This is a genomic window from Microbacterium paraoxydans (genome assembly GCF_900105335.1).
GTDB classification, from domain to species: Bacteria; Actinomycetota; Actinomycetes; order Actinomycetales; family Microbacteriaceae; genus Microbacterium; species Microbacterium paraoxydans.
In genome coordinates this window covers 1,105,385-1,124,021 of sequence record NZ_LT629770.1, presented here as the reverse complement: position 1 = coordinate 1,124,021, position 18,637 = coordinate 1,105,385, and the positions used below count along the sequence as shown (strand labels likewise).

The following is an 18,637-nucleotide window of genomic DNA, read 5'->3' as shown; positions in this document are numbered from 1 at the left end:
TCGCGTCAGAATGGACGCATGACCGACGCCGTGCAGGAGCGCTATGCCCGATTCGCGGCGACGGAGGCTCCTGGGCGCAGCGCGCTGTACGCGGAGTGGGCGGCCGGGGTCGCCGCCGACGACGAGATCAGCGAGATGCTGCTGCGGATCCCCGCGACCCGTCGCCAGCCTCCGCTCGTGTTCGCCGTGTCCCGCCTGCTCGGCGCCGGTCACGGTCCGTACCGGGAGTGGCGTCGTTTCGTCCTGACCAATGCCACTCGACTCGTCGAGGAATGCACCAGGCGGGCTCTGCAGACCAACGAGCCCCTCCGCACCGCGGCACTGCTTCCGGTGCTCTCCGAGATCGAGGGCCCGATCGCGCTGCTGGAGGTCGGCGCCTCCGCCGGCCTCTGCCTCTATCCCGATCGCTACTCGTACCGTTTCATCGACGACGGCGGGTCCGTTCGTCGCGCGCTCGACCCCCTCGACGGTCCCTCCACCGTGGTACTGGAGAGCACCGTCACCGGCGACCTCCCCCCGCTGCGCATGCCAGAGGTGGTGTGGCGCGCCGGGATCGACCTCGCCCCGCTGGACGCGGCCGACGAAGAGGATCGGCGCTGGCTGCGGGCCCTCGTGTGGCCGGGAGAGGTGGGGAGGGAGCAGCGCATCACCGCCGCCCTCGACATCGCGGCCGCCGAGCCGCCGCTTCTCGTCGCCGGAGACGCAGCCGCCCATCTGGAGGAGCTGGCAGGAGCCGCTCCGGCGGATGCCACGCTGGTGATCACGACCCCCGGGGTTCTCGTGCACATCCCCCGGGAGCAGCGGGAGGCGCTGATCGAGACGATCGCGGCGCTGCCCGCGCGCTGGGTCACGATCGACCCGCCGGCTCTCCTCGGGGTCTGGGACCCACCCATCGTCGCGGAGGCCTGGCCCGGCTTCGTCGTCGCGCTCGACGGGCGGGTGCGGGCCGCTGCCGACCCGCTCGGCGCTCGGTGGGAGTGGCGCGCGGGCGATCCGTCGACCACGACCTAATCTGAGGGCATGTCCGCTGACCACCTCACGGAACGCGATCGCGCGATCCTCGCCCTGGAGGCCGCCTGGCCGCGCCACGGCGGTATGAAGGAGGAGGCGATCCGTGCGCGACTGGGCATGAGCGCGGCGCGTTACTATCAGCTGCTCGCCCGTCTCATCGACTCCGAGGCGGCCCTCGCCTTCGATCCGATCCTCGTCCGCCGACTGCGTCGACTGCGGGACGCCAGAAGCGCCCGGCGCACGTCCCGGATCCCCGGGTTCACCGGATGACCTGATCCTGCGGGGTCGGGCTCGTCGTGGAACGGTTTGCCAGCGACGTGCCGCTAGCATCGAGGGGTGTCCAAGCCCCCCCGTGACCGTTTCGACGAGGTTCCCCGTTCCACCGGACGTGTGGGAGCACACCGCGCCGAAGCTCCGGGGATGAACGGCTGGGTCGTGCTCCTGTGGTCGTTCGTCGCCGCTCTCGTGCTCATCATCGCCGGTATCTTCGGCGCTCTGGTCGTCATGGGACGGATCGACCTCTTTCCGGAGCCGACGTCGTCCGCGGCTCCCACGCCTGAGCAGACCGGGGTGATCGACCCGACCTACTCGGTGCTCATCCTCAACGCGACCCCCGACAGCGGGCTGGACGAACAGATGCGCGACACCCTCATCAACGCCGGGTGGGCGGCGGCGACCGTGCTCGCCAGCGACAGCGCCAGCGACGACTTCGAGACCACGACCGTCTACTACGTCAGCGCCGAGGACGAGGAGGCGGCGAAGGGCCTCGCCGGCGTCATCGGCGGCGCCGAGGTACAGCAGAGCGACTACTACGCCGGCCAGACGGAGGACGGGCAGAAGCAGCTCACCATCGTGATCGGCGTCGACCGGGCGGCATCGGTGCCCGAGACTCCCGCGCCCTGACCGTCGCCCGACTCCCGGACGACGCGGCTTGCACTCGATGGTGTCGAGTGCCAGAATGGCGTTAGCACTCTCTCACTCTGAGTGCTAAACCCACCGTCTACGTCCAGGAGGGACGACAAAACTCATGGCAAAGATCATCGCCTTCGATGAGGAGGCCCGCCGCGGCCTCGAGCGTGGCCTCAACATCCTCGCCGACGCGGTCAAGGTGACCCTCGGCCCGCGTGGTCGCAACGTCGTGCTCGAGAAGAAGTGGGGCGCCCCCACGATCACGAACGACGGTGTCTCCATCGCCAAGGAGATCGAGCTGGACGACCCGTACGAGAAGATCGGCGCGGAGCTCGTCAAGGAGGTCGCCAAGAAGACCGACGACGTCGCCGGTGACGGCACGACGACCGCCACGGTCCTCGCCCAGGCCCTGGTCCGCGAAGGCCTGCGCAACGTCGCGGCCGGTGCCGACCCCATCTCCCTCAAGCGCGGCATCGAGAAGGCCGTCGCCGCCATCACCGAGGAGCTGCTGAGCACGGCGAAGGAGATCGACTCCAAGGAGCAGATCGCCGCGACCGCCTCCATCTCCGCCGCCGACCCCGCGATCGGCGAGCTCATCGCCGAGGCCATCGACAAGGTGGGCAAGGAGGGTGTCGTCACCGTCGAGGAGTCGCAGACCTTCGGCACCGAGCTCGAGCTCACCGAGGGCATGCGCTTCGACAAGGGCTACCTGAACCCGTACTTCGTCACGGACCCGGAGCGCCAGGAAGCCGTCTTCGAAGACCCGTACATCCTCATCGCGAACCAGAAGGTCTCCAACATCAAGGACCTCCTGCCGATCGTCGACAAGGTGATCCAGGACGGCAAGGAACTCGTCATCATCGCCGAGGACGTCGAGGGTGAGGCCCTCGCTACCCTCGTGCTGAACAAGCTCAAGGGCATCTTCAAGTCGGTCGCCGTCAAGGCTCCCGGCTTCGGCGACCGTCGCAAGGCGCAGCTGCAGGACATCGCGATCCTCACGGGTGGCCAGGTCATCACCGAAGAGGTGGGCCTGAAGCTCGAGAACGCCACGCTCGACCTGCTGGGTCGTGCGCGCAAGGTCATCGTCACCAAGGACGAGACCACGATCGTCGAGGGTGCCGGCGAGGCCGACCAGATCGAGGGTCGCGTCACGCAGATCCGTCGCGAGATCGAGAACACCGACAGCGACTACGACCGCGAGAAGCTGCAGGAGCGTCTGGCGAAGCTCGCCGGTGGCGTGGCCGTCATCAAGGCGGGCGCTGCGACCGAGGTCGAGCTCAAGGAGCGCAAGCACCGCATCGAGGACGCCGTCCGCAACGCGAAGGCCGCCGTCGAGGAGGGCATCGTCCCCGGTGGTGGCGTCGCGCTCATCCAGTCCGGCACGAAGGCGCTCGACGCGCTCTCGCTCGAGGGCGACGAGGCGACCGGTGCGAACATCGTGCGCGTCGCGATCGAGGCTCCGCTGAAGCAGATCGCGCTGAACGCCGGTCTCGAGCCGGGTGTCGTCGCCAACAAGGTCTCCGAGCTCCCCGCGGGCCAGGGCCTGAACGCCGCCAGCGGCGAGTACGGCGACATGTTCGCACAGGGCATCATCGACCCGGCGAAGGTCACGCGTTCCGCGCTGCAGAACGCCGCGTCGATCGCCGGCCTGTTCCTCACGACCGAGGCCGTCGTCGCCGACAAGCCCGAGAAGGCTGCTGCTCCCGCGGGTGACCCCACGGGCGGCATGGACTTCTGATCCTCTGAGAGGTTCAGAGACCCCGTCTCACACAGAAAGCCCCCGGCTCCGGCCGGGGGCTTTCTGCGTCCCTCAGCGGAAGAGGCTCGCCGAGTACTGATCCGCTTCGGCGTACTGGGTGGCCACGGCGCCGAGCGACGTCCCGATCCCGTCCAGGACGAGCTCGACGTGCTGCTGAGCGCCCTGCCACTCTTCGGCGCAGCCTTGGAACGCCGTCGCGGCGGTGCCGACCCATGCGGTCTGCAGCTGCCTGAGCTGAGACATGAGGGTGGCGGATTCGGTGCGCAGGCGCTCGATGGTGGCGCGGGTCGCGGCTTCCGCCGCGTGGACCGCGTCGGTGTCGACGGTGAAGACGGTCATGGGAACTCCCTTCGAAGAAGCTCCGACGCTACGGGGGCTGCAGCGTCGTCGAAGAGGCGAGCCCGCATCCGCTCCGGAAGCCGGGAGAAGCCCGCCTCGCCCGTGGATGGTGCAGGAGCGAGTGCCTACGGGAGGTCGTCGAGCCGCTCCAGCGGCTGCGTGTCCTCGAGGAGATGCTCCGGGGTCGAGCGCGCGGGGGCGAGCGGGAGCGTGACGGTGAAGGTGGCGCCGCCTCCCGGGCTCTCCGACACCGCGATGTCACCATTGAGCGCCTTGAGGATCGAAGCGACGATGGCGAGCCCCAGACCGGACCCGCCGGTCTCGCGCGCCCGCGACGTGTCGGCGCGCCAGAACCGCTCGAAGATCTGCTCGCGGATCTGCGGTGGCACGCCCTCGCCATGGTCGACGATCGAGATGCTCGCGGTGCCCGCCGTGCGGTCGGAGTCCACGACGATCTCGATCGGGCTGTCCTCGGGGGAGAAGCGGCGGGCGTTGCCCAGGAGGTTCGTGACGACCTGTCGGACCTTGTTCTCCTCGCCGAGCACGATCGGCGGCGTCCGGACCGGGATGTCCGCCACCTCGGTGAAATCGATGGCCGGAGGCTGCGCCGGCGTCCGCGGACGACGGCGCAGCCGCGAGAGGGTGGCCCGGGGGCGCGTCTTGGGGGCGGGCTCCGGGGTGATGGGCACCACAGGCGTGCGGATGGGGGCCGTGGGCACGTTCTCGACCGTGCGGTCGATTACGGAGATCACCCGGCCGGGGGCGGCGGCGCGCACGTCCAAGGCGGCGTCGCGGGCGATGGGACGGAGGTCGAGAGGAACGATCTGCGGCTCGCGCTCCTCATCCAGACGAGCGAGCGCCAGCAGGTCCTCCACGAGGACGCCCATGCGGATCGCCTCCTTCTCGATGCGCTCCATCGCCCGGGCGGTGTCCTCCTCGCCCTTGATCGCGCCCATGCGGTACAGCTCGGCGTACCCACGGACGCTGACGAGCGGAGTGCGCAGCTCGTGGCTGGCGTCGCCGATGAAGCGTCGCATGTGCTGCACGGTGCGATCGCGCTGAGCCAGGGAGCGATCCACCCGGTCGAGCATCGTGTTGATGGCCGCGTTCAGGCGCCCGACCTCGGTGGTCGGCTCCAGATCCGTGAGCCGCTGTCGGAAGTCGCCGGCGGCGATCGACATGGCGGTCTGCTCGACCTGCCCGAGCCGCCGGAACGTCAGCGTCACCAGGCCGCGGGTGAGCAGCGCCGCGACAAGGATCGTGATGAGGGCGATGGTGATGTAGATCCCGAAGTACTGGCTGATGATGCGGTCGGCTTCGGCGAGGGGGAGCGCCACCATCTGGATGCTCAGCGGGTCACCCTCCTGCTGCACGACGGCCGCGGCGGCGTGGTAGACCCGGCCGTCCGTGTCCTCGAGGGCGAGCACCTGGTCCTCGTTCGCCTGGGCGTCGGACAGGGAGTACTCCGCGGGGAAGACCGGAGCCCGGCCGGAGGCACTGGGTGCGGTCGCGCGGAGGGCGCCCTCCGCATCGTAGATCGCGAAGGAGAAGTCACGGGGCTTCTCGTCTCTCGGCGTATAGGTGGTGACGCCGTCGATCGTCGTCGTGTCGAAATAGCGGTCGACGAGGTCGCTGGTCACCAGTGCAGGGAGCTGTGCATTGATGTTCTCCACGAGGGCGTTGCGCAGCAGCGGCACCGTGCCGATCCCCGCGACGAGGAGACCGAGGGCGAGCACGGCGACCGTGACGCCGGTGACCTTGGCGCGGAGGCTGATCCGCCGCCACCACGCGGTGACCGCATCCGGCTTGTGCGCCATGCGGTCCTCCCTCGTGCGGCGGCGATGCCGTCCGGGGACGGCGGGTGCGGGCTCGACGGTCTCAGACCGTCTTGCCCACCTTGAGCATGTACCCGAAGCCGCGCTTCGTCTGGATCAGCGACTCCTCCGTGTGCGGATCGATCTTGCGACGCAGGTACGAGATGTAGCTCTCGACGATGCCGGCGTCGCCGTTGAAGTCGTACTCCCAGACGTGGTCGAGGATCTGCGCCTTCGACAGCACCCGGTTCGGGTTCAGCATGAGGTAGCGGAGGAGCTTGAACTCGGTCGGGCTCAGGTCGATCGGCTCCTTGCCGACGTGCACGTCGTGCGTGTCCTGGTCCATGGAGAGCTCGCCGGCGCGGATGATCGACTCCTCGTCGGCCTGCATCGTGCGGCGGAGGATGGCCTGGGCCCTGGCGACGATCTCGTCCAGGCTGAACGGCTTGGTGACGTAGTCGTCGCCGCCGGCGTTCAGGCCCTCGATCTTGTCCTCCGTGCCGTCCTTGGCCGTGAGGAAGAGGATGGGGGCGGTGAATCCGGCGCCGCGGAGGCGCTTGGTCACGCTGAACCCGTTCATGTCGGGGAGCATGACGTCGAGGATGATGAGGTCCGGCTCCTCCTCGAGGACGGCGGAGATCGTGGCGGCGCCGTTGGCCACCGTCTTCACCTGGAACCCGGCGAAGCTGAGACCCGTGGAAAGCAGGTCGCGGATGTTGGGCTCGTCGTCGACGACCAGGATGCGCGCAGCAGTCATGACCCCATTATGGTGACTTCGGCCATGCGCGGGCTGATTATCCTGCGGAACGGCGTGGATGCGGTCCATCCGTCGGCCGGTGGATGTGCCGCACAGCCGTCCGGGGGAGGATCGAGGCATGAGTTCGATCGAGGACGCCACCGTCGCCCCCGTCTCCCCGTCCGCCCCCTCGTCGGAGGTGTCCGCTCGCGGGGTCGAGTACCACCGTCTGGCGCTCCTCCGTCCGCGCCCCCGCTGGTGGAAGCCGCTGCTCACCGGACTCCTGGGCATCGCGTTCTACCTCGCGATCCTCGTCCTGGTGATCGTGCCGCTCGTGATCGTGGCGGCCCTCGTCCCGGAATGGGGAGCGGAGCTGCAGATGCTCTTCCGCACCACCGCCTACTTCCAGCTCGATCGTCCATGGCTCCTGGTGGCGCTCGTGCTGCCGCTCATCCTCATGATCCCGGCGCTGCTGCTGGCCTCGCGGGTCGTCCAGGGACGAGGCGTCGGCCTGCTGTCCTCGGTCGCCGGGCGGCTGCGGATGGACTGGCTCGGTCGGACCCTCGGGCTGGCGTTCGCGGTGTTCGTCGTCTACTTCGCCGTGGTGCTCGGCTGGTCGGCGGCGCTCGGCGATGCGGTGACGCCGGACTTCTCGCACCCGGGGCTCCTGCTCATGGTGGTGCTGCTGCTCGTGCTGATCCCGTTCCAGGCCGCCGCGGAGGAGTACGTCTTCCGCGGCTATCTCATGCAGCTCGTCGGGACCTGGCTCCGGCACCCCGCCTTCGCGATCCTGCTGCCGGTGCCGCTGTTCGTGCTGGGGCACGGCTACGACATCTGGGGTGCGGCGAGCGTCGGCCTCTTCGCCGTCGTCGCCGCCTGGCTCACGTGGCGGACGGGCGGGCTGGAGGCGGCGATCGCGCTGCACATCGTGAACAACCTGATGATCTTCCTGCTCGGCTCCGTCGCCGTGGTCGACGCGAACGCCACTTCGGGGACGCCGGTGGATCTCCTGGGCTCGGCCGCGGCGATGCTCGTCTTCGCCGTCGTCGCAGACCGCTGGGCGCGCCGGAGAGGGATCACCCGGACCGCGTCAGCCGTCGCCCGCGGGACGCACCTCCTGCCGCCGAGGATGCACGGCTGAGCGCCGCGACCCTGTTCAGGCGGCGATCGCCTCGGCGTCCATGATCGTGTAGCTGTACCCCTGCTCCGCGAGGAACCGCTGCCGGTTCTGCGCGTAGTCCTGGTCGATCGTGTCGCGGGCCACGAGCGTGTAGAAGCTCGCGGTGTGGCCGGACTGCTTGGGGCGGAGCAGCCGCCCGAGTCGCTGGGCCTCCTCCTGCCGCGAGCCGAACGAGCCGGACACCTGGATGGCCACCGATGCCTCGGGGAGGTCGATGGAGAAGTTCGCGACCTTCGAGACCACGAGCAGCGAGATGTCGCCCTCGCGGAACGCCCGGTACAGCTCCTCGCGCTCCTCGACCGGGGTGGACCCGGTGATCTGCGGGGCGTCGAGCGCCTGCGAGAGCGCGTCGAGCTGGTCGAGATACTGGCCGATGACGAGGATCTGCTCGCCCTGGTGGGCCGCGATCAACTCGCGCACCGCATCGATCTTCGCCGGGGCGGAGGCCGCGAGCCGGTAGCGCTCATCGTCTGTCGCCGCCGCGTACTCCAGGCGGTCCGCCGGGGGGAGGTCGACCCGCACCTCGAAGCAGGCAGCGGGGGAGATGAACCCCTGCGCCTCGATCTGCTTCCAGGGGGCGTCGAAGCGCTTGGGGCCGATGAGACTGAACACGTCACCCTCGCGGCCGTCCTCGCGGACCAGGGTCGCGGTGAGGCCGATCCGGCGCCGCGCCTGCAGGTCGGCGGTGAGCTTGAACACCGGGGCGGGCAGCAGGTGCACCTCGTCGTACACGATGAGGCCCCAGTCCAGGGCGTCGAGGAGTGCGAGGTGCGCGTACTCGCCCTTCCGCTTCGCCGTGAGGATCTGGTACGTCGCGATCGTGACGGGCTTGACCTCCTTGGCCTGCCCGGAGTACTCGCCGATCTCCTCGGGTGTGAGGCTGGTGCGCTTGAGCAGCTCGTCCCGCCACTGCCGTGCGGACACCGTGTTCGTCACGAGGATGAGCGTCGTCGTCTTGGTCGCCGCCATGGCCCCGGCGCCCACGATCGTCTTGCCTGCGCCACAGGGGAGCACGACCACACCCGAGCCGTCCTTCGAGAAGGCGTCGACGGCGTCCTGCTGGTACGGGCGGATGGTCCAGCCGTCCTCGGCCAGCTCGATCTCGTGGGGCGTGCCGGGGGTGTAGCCGGCCAGGTCTTCGGCCGGCCAGCCGATCTTCAGCAGCTCCTGCTTGATCTGTCCGCGGGCCCACGCGTCGACGACGAAGGTCTCCGGCGTGGGGTGCCCGATGAGCAGCGGCTGGATGCGCTTGTTGTTCGCGACCTGGGCCAGCACGGCGGGATCGGTCGAACGCAGGATGAGCACGCCCTCGTCGTCGCGCTCGATGACCAGGCGCCCGTACCGGTTGACCGTCTCGCGCAGGTCGACCGCGACCGAGGGCGGCACGGGGAAGCGCGACCAGCGGTCGAGCGTCTCCAGCATGTCCTCAGCGGTGTGCCCGGCCGCGCGGGCGTTCCACAGACCGAGCCGCGTGATCCGGTACGTGTGGATGTGCTCGGGCGCGCGCTCCAGCTCGGCGAAGATCGCGAGCTCGTGGCGGGCGCTCTCGGCGTCGGCGTGGGCGACCTCGAGGAGCACGGTGCGGTCGCTCTGGACGATCAGGGGGCCATCAGACATAGCTGACCAGTCTACCGGCCCCTGGCTGCCCGGGGCCTAGGTCGGGACGACGGTGGCGGCACGGATGCTCGACACGGGCAGGGTGCGCTCGACGTCAGCTGCCCTGTCCCTCCCCCGCAGTCGCCCACCGCCGATCCCGGTGGCTTCGAGGAGGAGGTCCCTGGTGGAACCGTCCGGCATGCCGACCGTCACCCGCAGCACGGCCTTCGCGCGCACGGCCGCCTCCAGTTCCCTGTCCAGCCACGCGGCGTCCGCGTCAGGACCCTGGCGTTCGCGCAATCGGGCGATCAGCGGTCCGTAGTCGGGGTCGGAGGGGGGATCCGGCACGGCGGCCGGATGGCGTGTGCGCACCGCGACGGTCCCGTCGCGATCGACGAGCGTCGCCGGATACCGGGCGTCGGTCAGCGCCCAGTAGACGGTGTCCTGCCCGACTTTGGTCGTCAGCGATCCCCCGTGCACGGCGAGCCCGAGAGGGCGCAGCGACTGGTCGACCGCCATGGCCTCGAGGAGGTGCGCATCAGCGCTCTCCACCCGTGTGCGTCCGGTCTCGTCGTCCACCGAGACCCGTACGAGCCCGTGACGCTGCGCGGTCTGCGCGACAAGGTAGCCCAGGGGCTGCGGGATGCCCGTGAGCGAGATCCCCCCGAGGAACTCCAGGATCGACGCCTCGTCCTCTCCCGCGGCGAAGGCGTGCGCGACGGACTCCGCCGTGAACCGGTACGACGAGGCCTGGGAGGCGGACTCCCGACGGGCCATGGTGCGTAGGCGCACGTCCAGTGCGGGTTGCAGCGGACCGGGGGCGATCGCCGTGAGGTCGTTCTGCAGGAAGATCCGATCGACCTCCGCGGGCAGGAGTATCGACAAGGGCGAAGGGTCCGCAGCTGCACCGCTTCGCAACGGCGCAGACCACGGGGGCTCGGAGCCGTCCTCGGCGATGAGGCCGAGCAGACGAGCGGCCTCGAGCTGCCGCGCTGCCTCTTCCGGCCAGGCCGGGTCCCACGGGTGGGCCAGAGGCCATTGGCCGGGTGGCAGCCAGCCGCCCGTCGCGGTGCGGATCCCAGGAGGGAGGGTGTCGCGGAAGGTCGTGGCCAGGAGGCCCCAGCGGGCGGGAGCGGGGGAGCGAAGCCATTCCTCTGCTGCGGGTGTGGTGCGCAGCAGTCGCTCGACCGGGGTGGCCAGGCCGGCTCGCACGGCGAGAGCAACCAGCGGGTCCACGCTCTCGACGGCGAGACCCGCCTCGGCGAGCTGGCGCTTCTGACCTGCGCTCACCGCCCCGCCCATGAGAAGCGCGAACGGCTGCTCTCTGGCGAGCAGGAGGATATCGGCGAGCACGCCGACAGTGGTGAACGCCCGCTCGGCGGCGTGCGCGGCCGCGGATTCCTCCGCGGCCGGTGCGGGCGTCTCATCGAGCGGAGCAGGTCGTGGTCTTCCGGCGACGGCGTCGGCGACCGGCGGATGCGGCGTGCCGTCGGGGCGGAGCAGGGCGAGTGCCGTCAGGCGCTCACGCCCGGCGCCGGCGTCGCCTCCCTTCGCAGCATCGACGAGCGCGGCGGCCTCCGCGACGGTGAGGGTCGGGAGCACGCGGCCGATCGACGAGGGCTCCAACAGGGCCTCCGCGGCGTCGAAGAGATCCTGCCAGGTGGCGTCGGGACGCACGCCGCGCGCGGACAGCAGCGCCGTCAGCTCGTCATCGCTCGCCGCAGCCAGGTCGTCGGCCAACGGGCGTGCGTGCGTGCTCATCGATGCGGCCTCAACGACGCGACTCGGCGCGGCCCTTCCGCACGAAGCTCATCACCAGCAGCACGATGATCATGATGAAGGCGAGAGGCAGGCCCCAGTACGGGATCGCCGCGATCACCGGCCAGAGGCCTTCGCCGAACGCGGCCCGGTCCATGCCGAGCGCCGTGCCGATGATGATGACGAAGAAGCAGATCACCGAGGCGGCCGCGATGCCGAGCGCGGTGAACGCCAGGATGCGGTCGATCCGACGGATGGGGACCTCCGGTCCGGGACTCTGCGTACTCATCGGCCCCAGCCTACTCGCACGCGCGGGAGCGGTTCCGTTCCGCGCGTGACCGGTAGGCTGGGGGCACGCGCACGAGCGCGCTCCGTCAGCATTCGATCCAGCGAGGTTCTCCCATGCCCACCGGCAAGGTCAGGTTCTACGACGAAGACAAGGGTTTCGGCTTCATCGCCAGCGATGACGGCCAGGACGTCTTCCTGCACGCCTCCGCGATGCCGGCAGGCACCGCCGTGAAGGCCGGTGCACGCGTGGAGTTCGGCGTGGCCGACGGCAAGCGCGGCCTCCAGGCACTGTCGGTGCGCGTGCTCGAAGCGCCGCCCAGCCTGGCGAAGGCGAAGCGCAAGCCCGCCGACGACATGGCGATCATCATCGAGGACCTCGTGAAGCTCCTCGATGGCATCGGCGGCGATCTGCGCCGCGGCCGCTACCCTTCCTCCAGCCATGGTCGCAAGATCGCGGCCGTCCTGCGCAAGGTCGCCGATGACCTCGAAGCCTGACGCCGACGCGCGTCTCATCGAGGCGCATGACCTCGCGCTCTCCGCACTGCGTGAGATCACTCCCGCCGCCACGATCGGGCCGGCTGCGGGTTTCACGCCGGAGGACGACGGATCCGTCTCGCTGCGGTTCGAGAACCGTCTCCCCGGCTACCCGGGCTGGTACTGGACCGTGACGGTCGCTCGGGTCGACGACGAGGAGCCGACCGTCCTCGAGGTCGAGCTGCTCCCCGGCGACGGAGCGCTCCTGGCCCCGGAATGGGTCCCGTGGGCGGAGCGCCTCGCCGAGTACCGTGCGCACCAGGCCGAGCTGGCCGAGGCCGCGGCAGCCGGCGGTGAGGACGAGGACGCTGACGGGGACGACGAGGACGGCGACCTCGACGACGGCATCGACGATGACGAGCTCGATGAGGATGGCTCGGACATCCTCCACGCCGGCGATCTCGACGGCGTGGACATCGACGAGCTCGACGACTCCGATGAGGAGGACGCGTCCGGCGACGACGTCGACGAGGACGACGAGGCAGAGGACTCCGAAGACGACGACGCCGACGCCCGCGATGCGGACGCCGGCGACGAAGAGGAGTGAGCCGGGCGGTCAGCCGCCCATGTTCTCCTGCACGAAGTCGATGGCCCGGATGAGCTGACGCACGTCGTCCGGCTCGATCGAGACGAAGGTCGCTACCCGCAGCTGGTTGCGGCCGAGCTTGCGGTACGGCTCGGTGTCGACGATGCCGTTGGCGCGCAGCGTTTTCGCGATCGCCGCGGCGTCGACGCTCTCGTCGAAGTCGATGGTCGCCACCACGGGCGAGCGGTGCGCCGGGTCGCTGACGAAGGGCGTCGCCACGGCGGACGCCTCCGCCCAGTCGTAGAGCACCGACGACGACTCCGCCGTCCGTGCCGCAGCCCACGAGAGCCCGCCGTTGTCGAGGATCCACCGCAGCTGGTCGTCCAGGAGCAGCAGCGTCGTCAGAGCGGGTGTGTTGAGCGTCTGGTTGAGCCGCGAGTTGTCCACCGCATGCTTCAGGCTCAGGAACTCCGGGATGTACCGCCCCGAGGCGGCGATCCGCTCGATGCGGTCGATCGCGGCGGGGGAGACCGCGGCGAACCAGAGTCCGCCGTCGGAGCCGAGGTTCTTCTGCGGGGCGAAGTAGTAGACGTCGGCCTGCGCCATGTCGAGGTCGATGCCGCCCGCGGCGCTCGTCGCGTCGATCACGGTGAGCGCTCCTTCCGCGTGGACGCGCTCGATCGGCGCGGCCACGCCGGTGGAGGTCTCGTTGTGCGGCCAGGCGTACACGTCCACACCCTCGACGAGCTCGGCGGCGCTGCGCGACCCGGGCTCGGCGGAGCGGACGTCGGGAGCCTCCAGCCAGGGAGCGGCGGCGGCCTTGGCGAACTTGCCTCCGAACTCGCCGAACACGAGGTTCTGGCTGCGACGCTCGATGAGACCGAAGGCCGCGGCGTCCCAGAACGCCGTCGAGCCGCCGTTGCCGAGGATGATCTCGTATCCCTCCGGGAGGCGGAAGAGAGCGGCCAGCTGCTCGCGGACGCTGCCGACGAGGTTCTTCACGGGCGCTTGGCGATGCGATGTGCCCAGGATCGAGGCTCCCGTCGTGACGAGCGCCTCGAGCTGCGCGCCGCGCACCTTCGAGGGTCCGCAGCCGAAGCGGCCGTCGGTGGGCAGGAGGTCACGGGGAATCTCGATCGCCATGGCTAGATTCTAGGGGGATCGCGCCGCCGTCCCTCCCGCCCCCGCCCCGTCCGATGTCGCCGGAGGAATGTAGGCTTGCCTAAGAACTTTCGGAGGGCCACATGACGGATCTGATCGACACCACGGAGATGTATCTCCGCACCATCCTCGAGCTCGAGGAGGAGAACATCGTGCCGCTGCGGGCGCGCATCTCGGAGCGCCTCGGCCACTCCGGTCCCACCGTCTCGCAGACCGTCGGACGCATGGAACGGGACGGCCTCGTCGTGGTGTCCGAAGACCGCACGCTCGAGCTCACCGACGCCGGACGTCGCAAGGCCGTCGACGTCATGCGCAAGCATCGCCTCGCCGAGCGCCTGCTGTCCGACGTGATCGGGCTGGACTGGGCGTTCGTCCACGAGGAGGCCTGTCGCTGGGAGCACGTCATGAGCGAGCAGGTCGAGCGCCGTCTCGTCGAGCTGCTCGGTCACCCCACCGAGTCGCCGTACGGCAACCCGATCCCGGGCCTCGACCAGCTCGGCGACCTTCCCGCCCGCACCTTCGACGAGGGTGTCATCGGCCTCGTGCAGCGGCTGAATGCCGCGGGCGAGCCGGTCGAGGGGACCGTCCGCCGTCTCGCCGAGCCGGCCCAGGTCGACCCCGAACTGCTGGAGCAGCTGCGTGACGCGGGCGTCGTCCCGGGTGCGCGCGGAGACTTCCGCTTCAACGAGGGCTACGTGCTCATCCAGATGGACGGCAAGGAGGAGGGCCTGGAGCTTCCGGTGGAGCTGGCCTCGCACATCTTCCTCGTCGGCGAACCGGCCTGAAAACCCTCACCGAGGATTGTCAGTTTCCCAGGGTGACATGATCGTTATCTTCCGGTAACCTCGGTCAGGTCCTCAGCGAAGAAGCCCGCTGGGGGCGAACCGCGAAGATCCGCCTTCCGGCTCGTCGTCTTCCCGAGAGGGATGCGCTCGAACCCGAGCAGTGCATCTCTGCCCTCGGGCAGAGGCCGACGAGCCAGCGCCACCCGAGGTGCGAAGGCTCAGGAGGACCACGTTTTGGCCGCAGACATCGAACCGACCGCGAAGACATCTGAAGATCGAGTACCCGCCCGGCGCACCGGTGCCAGGGTCAGTGCTCGGAAGATCGCAGCCCCTCTCCGGTCGGTGGCGATCTTCGGTGCCGTCGGTGCTCTCGTCGCCGCCGTCGCGCTCCCCGCCTACGCGGCCTCGAAGCCGACGGACGCCACGGCGCAGACCGTGCAGCAGCTCGCCGCGGTCGACGCTCAGTCGCTCGTCGTCGCATCGGAGGCCACGGCGGCTCCGCTCGTCCGTGGCGCCTTCAGCGCGACCACGCCGGAGGAGATCGAGAAGAAGAAGGCAGAAGAAGCGGCCGCCGCCGCGGCCCGTGCCGCTGCTGCCACCGCGTCCGCCTCAGCGTCCGCGCCGTCCTCAGGCACCTTCAACACGTCCGGCTACGCGCTCGTCGCCCCCGGCTCCGGCCAGGTCCGCTACCCCTTGCCGCTCGGCTCGTGGAACGTCAGCCGTACCGTCGGCGGCGGCCACAACGGCGCCGACATGCTCGCGCCGGCCGGTACGCCGATCTATGCCGCCGCCGCAGGCGTCGTGCGCGCCTCGGCCGAGAGCATCGGCGGCTACGGCGTCGCCGTCATGCTGGACAGCGTCGTGGGCGGACAGCAGGTCCAGACCACGTACGGCCACATGCTCTACGGGTCGCGCCAGGTGCAGGCCGGCCAGACCGTCGCCGCCGGGCAGCTGATCGGCTACGTCGGCAGCACGGGCCGGTCGACCGCGAACCACCTCCACTTCGAGGTCTGGATCAACGGCGGTCTGGTCGAGCCGATGTCCTGGCTCTCCGTCAACGCCGGCTGAGCGGGACACGTTCTCGAGCATTCATCTCCCGTTTCGCCTCGGTCCTCGCGGGATGGGTTAGCCTGAACCCGTCGTCATACAGACGGGAGAGGCTGATGGAGCGAACACCGAGCATCCGAACCATGGACGCTCTCGGTCGTCACGTCCTTCGGCATTGCCCGCAGGGATGCCGCGGTGCTGCCGCGCGCGAGAGGCGCCGTCTGTAGACGGCGCCTTTTTTCGTCCCTGCGAACACTCTTCCTCCTGCACGACGTCGTGTGAGTCGAGAGTGCCGGGAAGCCGTCCCGGCGGATCGAGAGGATGACGAATGCGCACACTGGTCCTGAACGCCGGATACGAGCCGCTGGCGATCGTGTCCTTCAAGAGAGCCCTCGTCCTGGTGATGAACGACAAGGCGACGGTCATCGAGAGAGTCGAGGACGACCCTGTCTGGGGTACCCACGGCGTCTACGATCGCCCGGCGGTGATCATCCTCTCCCGCTACGTGCGCGTCCCCCTCAGCCGTCGCGTGCCGGTCACGCGACGTGGCGTGCTGCGGCGTGACGGGCATCGCTGCGGATACTGCGGCAAGGCCGCTGCGACCATCGACCACGTCCTGCCACGGTCGCGTGGCGGCGCGGACTCCTGGGAGAACCTCGTCGCGTGCTGCCTGCGCTGCAACAACCTCAAGAGCAACCGCACCCCGCAGGAGATGCGGTGGCAGCTGCGGTTCACGCCGCGACCGCCGCACGGAACGGCATGGACGGTACGCGGGGTGGAGCGCAGCGATCCTCGGTGGGAACCCTACCTCGCCCTCGCCGCGTGACGGACGGCGCGAGGGCGCGCAACCCTGGTCCCGTAGACTGGGTTGCGCGCCCTCGTAGCTCAGCAGGATAGAGCAGCCCTCTCCTAAAGGGCAGGTCGCAGGTTCGAATCCTGTCGAGGGCACTCCCGCTTCCGCACGCGTCAGGGGCGTCCGCGCCGCCAGAGCTTCGACGGCCACCAGATGGCCTTGCCGATGTCGTACGCGAGCGCCGGCACGAGCAGCGAGCGCACCACGAAGGTGTCCAGCAGCACTCCGAACGCGACGATGAACGCGAGCTGCACGAGGAAGAGGATCGGGATCACCGACAGCGCCGCGAAGGTCGCCGCCAGCACCAGGCCCGCGGAGGTGATGACGCCTCCGGTGATCGAGAGCCCGCGCAGGATGCCCTCCCTCGTCCCGTGCTGCTTCGACTCCTCCCGCACCCGCGTCATGAGGAAGATGTTGTAGTCGATGCCCAGGGCGACGAGGAACACGAAGCCGTAGAGCGGGACGGCGGGATCGGCGCCGGGGAAGTCGAAGATGCCGTTGAACACGAGTGCCGAGACCCCCATGGCCGTACCGAAGGACAGCACCGTCGTGAGGATCAGCAGCACCGGCGCGAGGATCGAGCGCAGCAGCAGCATGAGGATGATCATGATCACGACGAGGATCACCGGGATGATGAGGTTGCGGTCGTGGATGGACGCGTCGTTCGTATCGATCGAGGTGGCCGTCACCCCGCCCACCACGGCGCCGAGGTCATCGAGCTCTCCCCGCAGCTCGCGCACGGTGGAGGCCGCGGCCGCAGAGTCAGCGGCGTCCGTCAGCGTCGCCTGCAGGAGCACCTGACCGTCGACCGTCGTGGGCTCGGGAGCCGGGGTCCCGGGAGGGCCGACGGCTGTGATCCCGTCTGCCGTCACCGGCGCGGATCCGCTCGGCGAGTCGGCCGCGGTGACGGTCACCCCGTCGATCCCGTCGTTCGCGAGGAGCACGTCGGCGGCATCCTGCAGGTTGTCCTCGTCGACGATCACGGAGACCGGGCTCCCCGAGCCGCCGGGGAAGTGCTCGCCGAGCGCGACCTGGCCGTCGCGCGCCTCGGAGGCCCCGAGCACGAGGTCGGACTGCGGCACCCCCTGAGCGTCCAGCTGGGTGACCCCGGCCGCGCCCGCGAGGAGGACGAGCGTGGTCGCGATCCAGATCACGCGCGGGCGCTTCTTGATGAGGCCGGACAGTCGTGCCCAGAGGCCGGTGGTGCGCATGCCGTGCTCCTCGGCAACGACCGCGGGTTCGAAGCGGGGACGCCGCGGCCAGAAGACCGCGCGCCCGAACAGCAGCAGCAGCGAGGGCAGGAGCGTGAGCGCGGACAGCATCGCGAACACGATGCCGATCGCCGCGACCGGGCCGAGGGTGCTGTTCGACTTCAGATCGCTGAGCAGCAGGCACAGGAGTCCCGCGATCACGGTGCCCCCGGAGGCGACGATCGGCTCGACGGACCCCTTCCACGCGGCGAGGAGCGCGACGCCCTTGTCCTGCGAGACCCGCAGCTCCTCCCGGAACCGCGCGACGAAGAGCAGCGCGTAGTCGGTGGCGGCGCCGATCACGAGGATGAAGAGGATGCCCTGGGTCTGCCCGCTGAGCAGCAGGATCTCCCACTTGGCCAGCCACCAGACGACGAGGAGCGCGACGCACAGGGCGAACAGGCTCGTGGAGAGCACGACGAGCGGCAGCAGGAACGAGCGGTAGACGAGCACGAGGATCACGAGCACGGCGAGCAGGGCGACGCCGAGGAGGAAGCCGTCGATGCCGGCGAACCCCGCGGCGAGGTCGGCCGTGAAGCCCGCAGGACCGGTGATGTAGACCGTGATGCCGTCCGGCACCGCGGCGCGCAGCTCATCGCCGAGAGCGGTGGTGGCATCGCTGAGCTCGGCGTCGCCGTCGATCGGGATGAAGGCCTGCACGGCGCGGCCGTCCTCGGACGGCAGCGCCGGGGAGACGTCGTCCGCGACGCCCTCCACGTCCGGCGCGTCGGCCACCGCGTCGGAGATCGCTTCGAGCTCGGACGGCGTCAGCTCCTCCTCCGAGGTGAACACCGCGATCGCCGGGATGGCGTCGCTGTCGGTGAACTCGCCGAGGAGCTGCTGCACGGTCGTGGCGTCCGCGGACTCCGGGAGGTAGGTGGTCTGGTCGTTCGACGACACCTCGTCGACCTTCCCGAACAGCGGACCGCCGAAGGACGCACCCGCGAGCCACACCAGGATGAGGGCGACGGGCAGGAACACCCGCAGCCAGGAATGGCGGCGGGTGCGCTCGCGGGTCGGCGGCGTCGGTGCGGGGGCGGGGCGGGACATCGGGGTCCTTTCAGGCGGGCGGTCGGGGAGGGTGCGACGGG

Annotated in this window: 18 protein-coding genes and 1 tRNA gene; 11 read left to right on the top strand and 8 right to left on the bottom strand. The window is 69.9% G+C overall.

The annotated features are described in order from the left end of the window. Positions 1–18: 18 nt before the first annotated feature. The 4 genes from BLU02_RS05625 (at position 19) to groL (ending at position 3,658) form a co-directional block, all read left to right on the top strand. Complete coding sequence (locus BLU02_RS05625; protein WP_060921918.1) at positions 19–1,011, top strand: DUF2332 domain-containing protein; 993 nt, start codon at positions 19–21, stop codon at positions 1,009–1,011. Positions 1,012–1,020: 9 nt separating this feature from the next. Then, positions 1,021–1,281, top strand: coding sequence for a DUF3263 domain-containing protein (locus BLU02_RS05620; RefSeq protein WP_060921917.1), 261 nt, complete (start codon positions 1,021–1,023; stop codon positions 1,279–1,281). A 66-nt stretch (positions 1,282–1,347) separates the two neighbouring features. Continuing rightward, positions 1,348–1,914, top strand: coding sequence for a LytR C-terminal domain-containing protein (locus BLU02_RS05615; protein WP_231919648.1), 567 nt, complete (start codon positions 1,348–1,350; stop codon positions 1,912–1,914). A 124-nt stretch (positions 1,915–2,038) separates the two neighbouring features. Continuing rightward, a complete protein-coding gene (groL, locus tag BLU02_RS05610) occupies positions 2,039–3,658 on the top strand; it encodes a chaperonin GroEL (RefSeq protein WP_025105526.1) in 1,620 nt (539 codons plus the stop codon). Between the two features lie 72 nt (positions 3,659–3,730). On the opposite strand, the gene BLU02_RS05605 is transcribed toward groL, so the two are convergent. The 3 genes from BLU02_RS05605 to BLU02_RS05595 all read right to left on the bottom strand — a co-directional run bounded on the left by BLU02_RS05605 (position 3,731) and on the right by BLU02_RS05595 (position 6,589). Then, on the bottom strand, positions 3,731–4,018 hold the full coding sequence (locus BLU02_RS05605; protein WP_060921915.1) for a WXG100 family type VII secretion target: 288 nt from the start codon (positions 4,016–4,018) through the stop codon (positions 3,731–3,733). Between the two features lie 125 nt (positions 4,019–4,143). Continuing rightward, complete coding sequence (locus tag BLU02_RS05600) at positions 4,144–5,835, bottom strand: sensor histidine kinase (RefSeq protein WP_082750024.1); 1,692 nt, start codon at positions 5,833–5,835, stop codon at positions 4,144–4,146. Between the two features lie 61 nt (positions 5,836–5,896). Continuing rightward, on the bottom strand, positions 5,897–6,589 hold the full coding sequence (locus tag BLU02_RS05595; protein WP_025105529.1) for a response regulator transcription factor: 693 nt from the start codon (positions 6,587–6,589) through the stop codon (positions 5,897–5,899). A 118-nt stretch (positions 6,590–6,707) separates the two neighbouring features. Here BLU02_RS05595 and BLU02_RS05590 point away from each other — a divergent pair, with 118 nt between their 5' ends. Further along, the gene (locus BLU02_RS05590) at positions 6,708–7,709 is read left to right on the top strand and encodes a CPBP family intramembrane glutamic endopeptidase (RefSeq protein WP_060921914.1); all 1,002 of its coding nucleotides are present in this window, start codon (positions 6,708–6,710) and stop codon (positions 7,707–7,709) included. Between the two features lie 15 nt (positions 7,710–7,724). Here the strand turns inward: BLU02_RS05590 and BLU02_RS05585 are convergent, their stop codons facing one another. The 3 genes from BLU02_RS05585 to BLU02_RS05575 are packed head-to-tail and all read right to left on the bottom strand — an operon-like array spanning position 7,725 to position 11,391. Then, positions 7,725–9,365, bottom strand: a complete 1,641-nt coding sequence (locus tag BLU02_RS05585) for a DNA repair helicase XPB (protein WP_083370903.1) — start codon at positions 9,363–9,365, stop codon at positions 7,725–7,727. Between the two features lie 36 nt (positions 9,366–9,401). Continuing rightward, positions 9,402–11,105 carry a helicase-associated domain-containing protein gene (locus BLU02_RS05580; RefSeq protein WP_060921799.1) on the bottom strand — a complete coding sequence of 568 codons (1,704 nt, stop codon included), beginning with the start codon at positions 11,103–11,105 and terminating at the stop codon, positions 9,402–9,404. 10 nt (positions 11,106–11,115) lie between these two features. Then, positions 11,116–11,391: a hypothetical protein gene (locus tag BLU02_RS05575; RefSeq protein WP_060921798.1), complete on the bottom strand. Its 276-nt coding sequence runs from the start codon at positions 11,389–11,391 to the stop codon at positions 11,116–11,118. Positions 11,392–11,504: 113 nt separating this feature from the next. Here BLU02_RS05575 and BLU02_RS05570 point away from each other — a divergent pair, with 113 nt between their 5' ends. Both BLU02_RS05570 and BLU02_RS05565 read left to right on the top strand, forming a co-directional pair. Then, on the top strand, positions 11,505–11,885 hold the full coding sequence (locus BLU02_RS05570) for a cold-shock protein (RefSeq protein ID WP_025105533.1): 381 nt from the start codon (positions 11,505–11,507) through the stop codon (positions 11,883–11,885). Then, positions 11,869–12,471 carry a DUF3027 domain-containing protein gene (locus BLU02_RS05565; protein ID WP_060921797.1) on the top strand — a complete coding sequence of 201 codons (603 nt, stop codon included), beginning with the start codon at positions 11,869–11,871 and terminating at the stop codon, positions 12,469–12,471. The genes BLU02_RS05570 and BLU02_RS05565 overlap by 17 nt, the downstream gene beginning before the upstream one ends. A gap of 9 nt (positions 12,472–12,480) precedes the next feature. On the opposite strand, the gene serC is transcribed toward BLU02_RS05565, so the two are convergent. Next, positions 12,481–13,593 carry a phosphoserine transaminase gene (gene serC, locus BLU02_RS05560; RefSeq protein WP_060921796.1) on the bottom strand — a complete coding sequence of 371 codons (1,113 nt, stop codon included), beginning with the start codon at positions 13,591–13,593 and terminating at the stop codon, positions 12,481–12,483. A 101-nt stretch (positions 13,594–13,694) separates the two neighbouring features. On the opposite strand from serC, the gene BLU02_RS05555 reads away from it, so the two are divergent. The 4 genes from BLU02_RS05555 to BLU02_RS05540 all read left to right on the top strand — a co-directional run bounded on the left by BLU02_RS05555 (position 13,695) and on the right by BLU02_RS05540 (position 16,391). Continuing rightward, entirely contained in the window at positions 13,695–14,396 is a 702-nt protein-coding gene (locus BLU02_RS05555; RefSeq protein WP_025105536.1) for an iron-dependent transcriptional repressor DtxR, read from the top strand. Between the two features lie 342 nt (positions 14,397–14,738). Then, on the top strand, positions 14,739–15,464 hold the full coding sequence (locus tag BLU02_RS05550) for a M23 family metallopeptidase (RefSeq protein WP_231919647.1): 726 nt from the start codon (positions 14,739–14,741) through the stop codon (positions 15,462–15,464). A gap of 307 nt (positions 15,465–15,771) precedes the next feature. Continuing rightward, positions 15,772–16,269 (top strand): HNH endonuclease, encoded by a 498-nt coding sequence (locus tag BLU02_RS05545; protein WP_060921795.1) that lies wholly within the window; start codon positions 15,772–15,774, stop codon positions 16,267–16,269. A gap of 48 nt (positions 16,270–16,317) precedes the next feature. After that, a tRNA-Arg gene (locus BLU02_RS05540) sits at positions 16,318–16,391 on the top strand. Positions 16,392–16,409: 18 nt separating this feature from the next. Here the strand turns inward: BLU02_RS05540 and BLU02_RS05535 are convergent. Then, the gene (locus BLU02_RS05535; protein ID WP_060921794.1) at positions 16,410–18,596 is read right to left on the bottom strand and encodes an MMPL family transporter; all 2,187 of its coding nucleotides are present in this window, start codon (positions 18,594–18,596) and stop codon (positions 16,410–16,412) included. Positions 18,597–18,637 lie beyond the last annotated feature (41 nt).

What these genes read in the sequence shown, in the direction of transcription:
- BLU02_RS05625 (WP_060921918.1), top strand. Translation starts at nt 19, where the DNA reads ATGACCGACGCCGTGCAGGAGCGCTATGCCCGATTCGCGGCGACGGAG.
- BLU02_RS05620 (WP_060921917.1), top strand. Translation starts at nt 1,021, where the DNA reads ATGTCCGCTGACCACCTCACGGAACGCGATCGCGCGATCCTCGCCCTG.
- groL (WP_025105526.1), top strand. Translation starts at nt 2,039, where the DNA reads ATGGCAAAGATCATCGCCTTCGATGAGGAGGCCCGCCGCGGCCTCGAG.
- BLU02_RS05605 (WP_060921915.1), bottom strand. Translation starts at nt 4,018, where the DNA reads ATGACCGTCTTCACCGTCGACACCGACGCGGTCCACGCGGCGGAAGCC.
- BLU02_RS05600 (WP_082750024.1), bottom strand. Translation starts at nt 5,835, where the DNA reads ATGGCGCACAAGCCGGATGCGGTCACCGCGTGGTGGCGGCGGATCAGC.
- BLU02_RS05595 (WP_025105529.1), bottom strand. Translation starts at nt 6,589, where the DNA reads ATGACTGCTGCGCGCATCCTGGTCGTCGACGACGAGCCCAACATCCGC.
- BLU02_RS05590 (WP_060921914.1), top strand. Translation starts at nt 6,708, where the DNA reads ATGAGTTCGATCGAGGACGCCACCGTCGCCCCCGTCTCCCCGTCCGCC.
- BLU02_RS05585 (WP_083370903.1), bottom strand. Translation starts at nt 9,365, where the DNA reads ATGTCTGATGGCCCCCTGATCGTCCAGAGCGACCGCACCGTGCTCCTC.
- BLU02_RS05580 (WP_060921799.1), bottom strand. Translation starts at nt 11,105, where the DNA reads ATGAGCACGCACGCACGCCCGTTGGCCGACGACCTGGCTGCGGCGAGC.
- BLU02_RS05575 (WP_060921798.1), bottom strand. Translation starts at nt 11,391, where the DNA reads ATGAGTACGCAGAGTCCCGGACCGGAGGTCCCCATCCGTCGGATCGAC.
- BLU02_RS05570 (WP_025105533.1), top strand. Translation starts at nt 11,505, where the DNA reads ATGCCCACCGGCAAGGTCAGGTTCTACGACGAAGACAAGGGTTTCGGC.
- BLU02_RS05565 (WP_060921797.1), top strand. Translation starts at nt 11,869, where the DNA reads ATGACCTCGAAGCCTGACGCCGACGCGCGTCTCATCGAGGCGCATGAC.
- serC (WP_060921796.1), bottom strand. Translation starts at nt 13,593, where the DNA reads ATGGCGATCGAGATTCCCCGTGACCTCCTGCCCACCGACGGCCGCTTC.
- BLU02_RS05555 (WP_025105536.1), top strand. Translation starts at nt 13,695, where the DNA reads ATGACGGATCTGATCGACACCACGGAGATGTATCTCCGCACCATCCTC.
- BLU02_RS05545 (WP_060921795.1), top strand. Translation starts at nt 15,772, where the DNA reads ATGCGCACACTGGTCCTGAACGCCGGATACGAGCCGCTGGCGATCGTG.
- BLU02_RS05535 (WP_060921794.1), bottom strand. Translation starts at nt 18,596, where the DNA reads ATGTCCCGCCCCGCCCCCGCACCGACGCCGCCGACCCGCGAGCGCACC.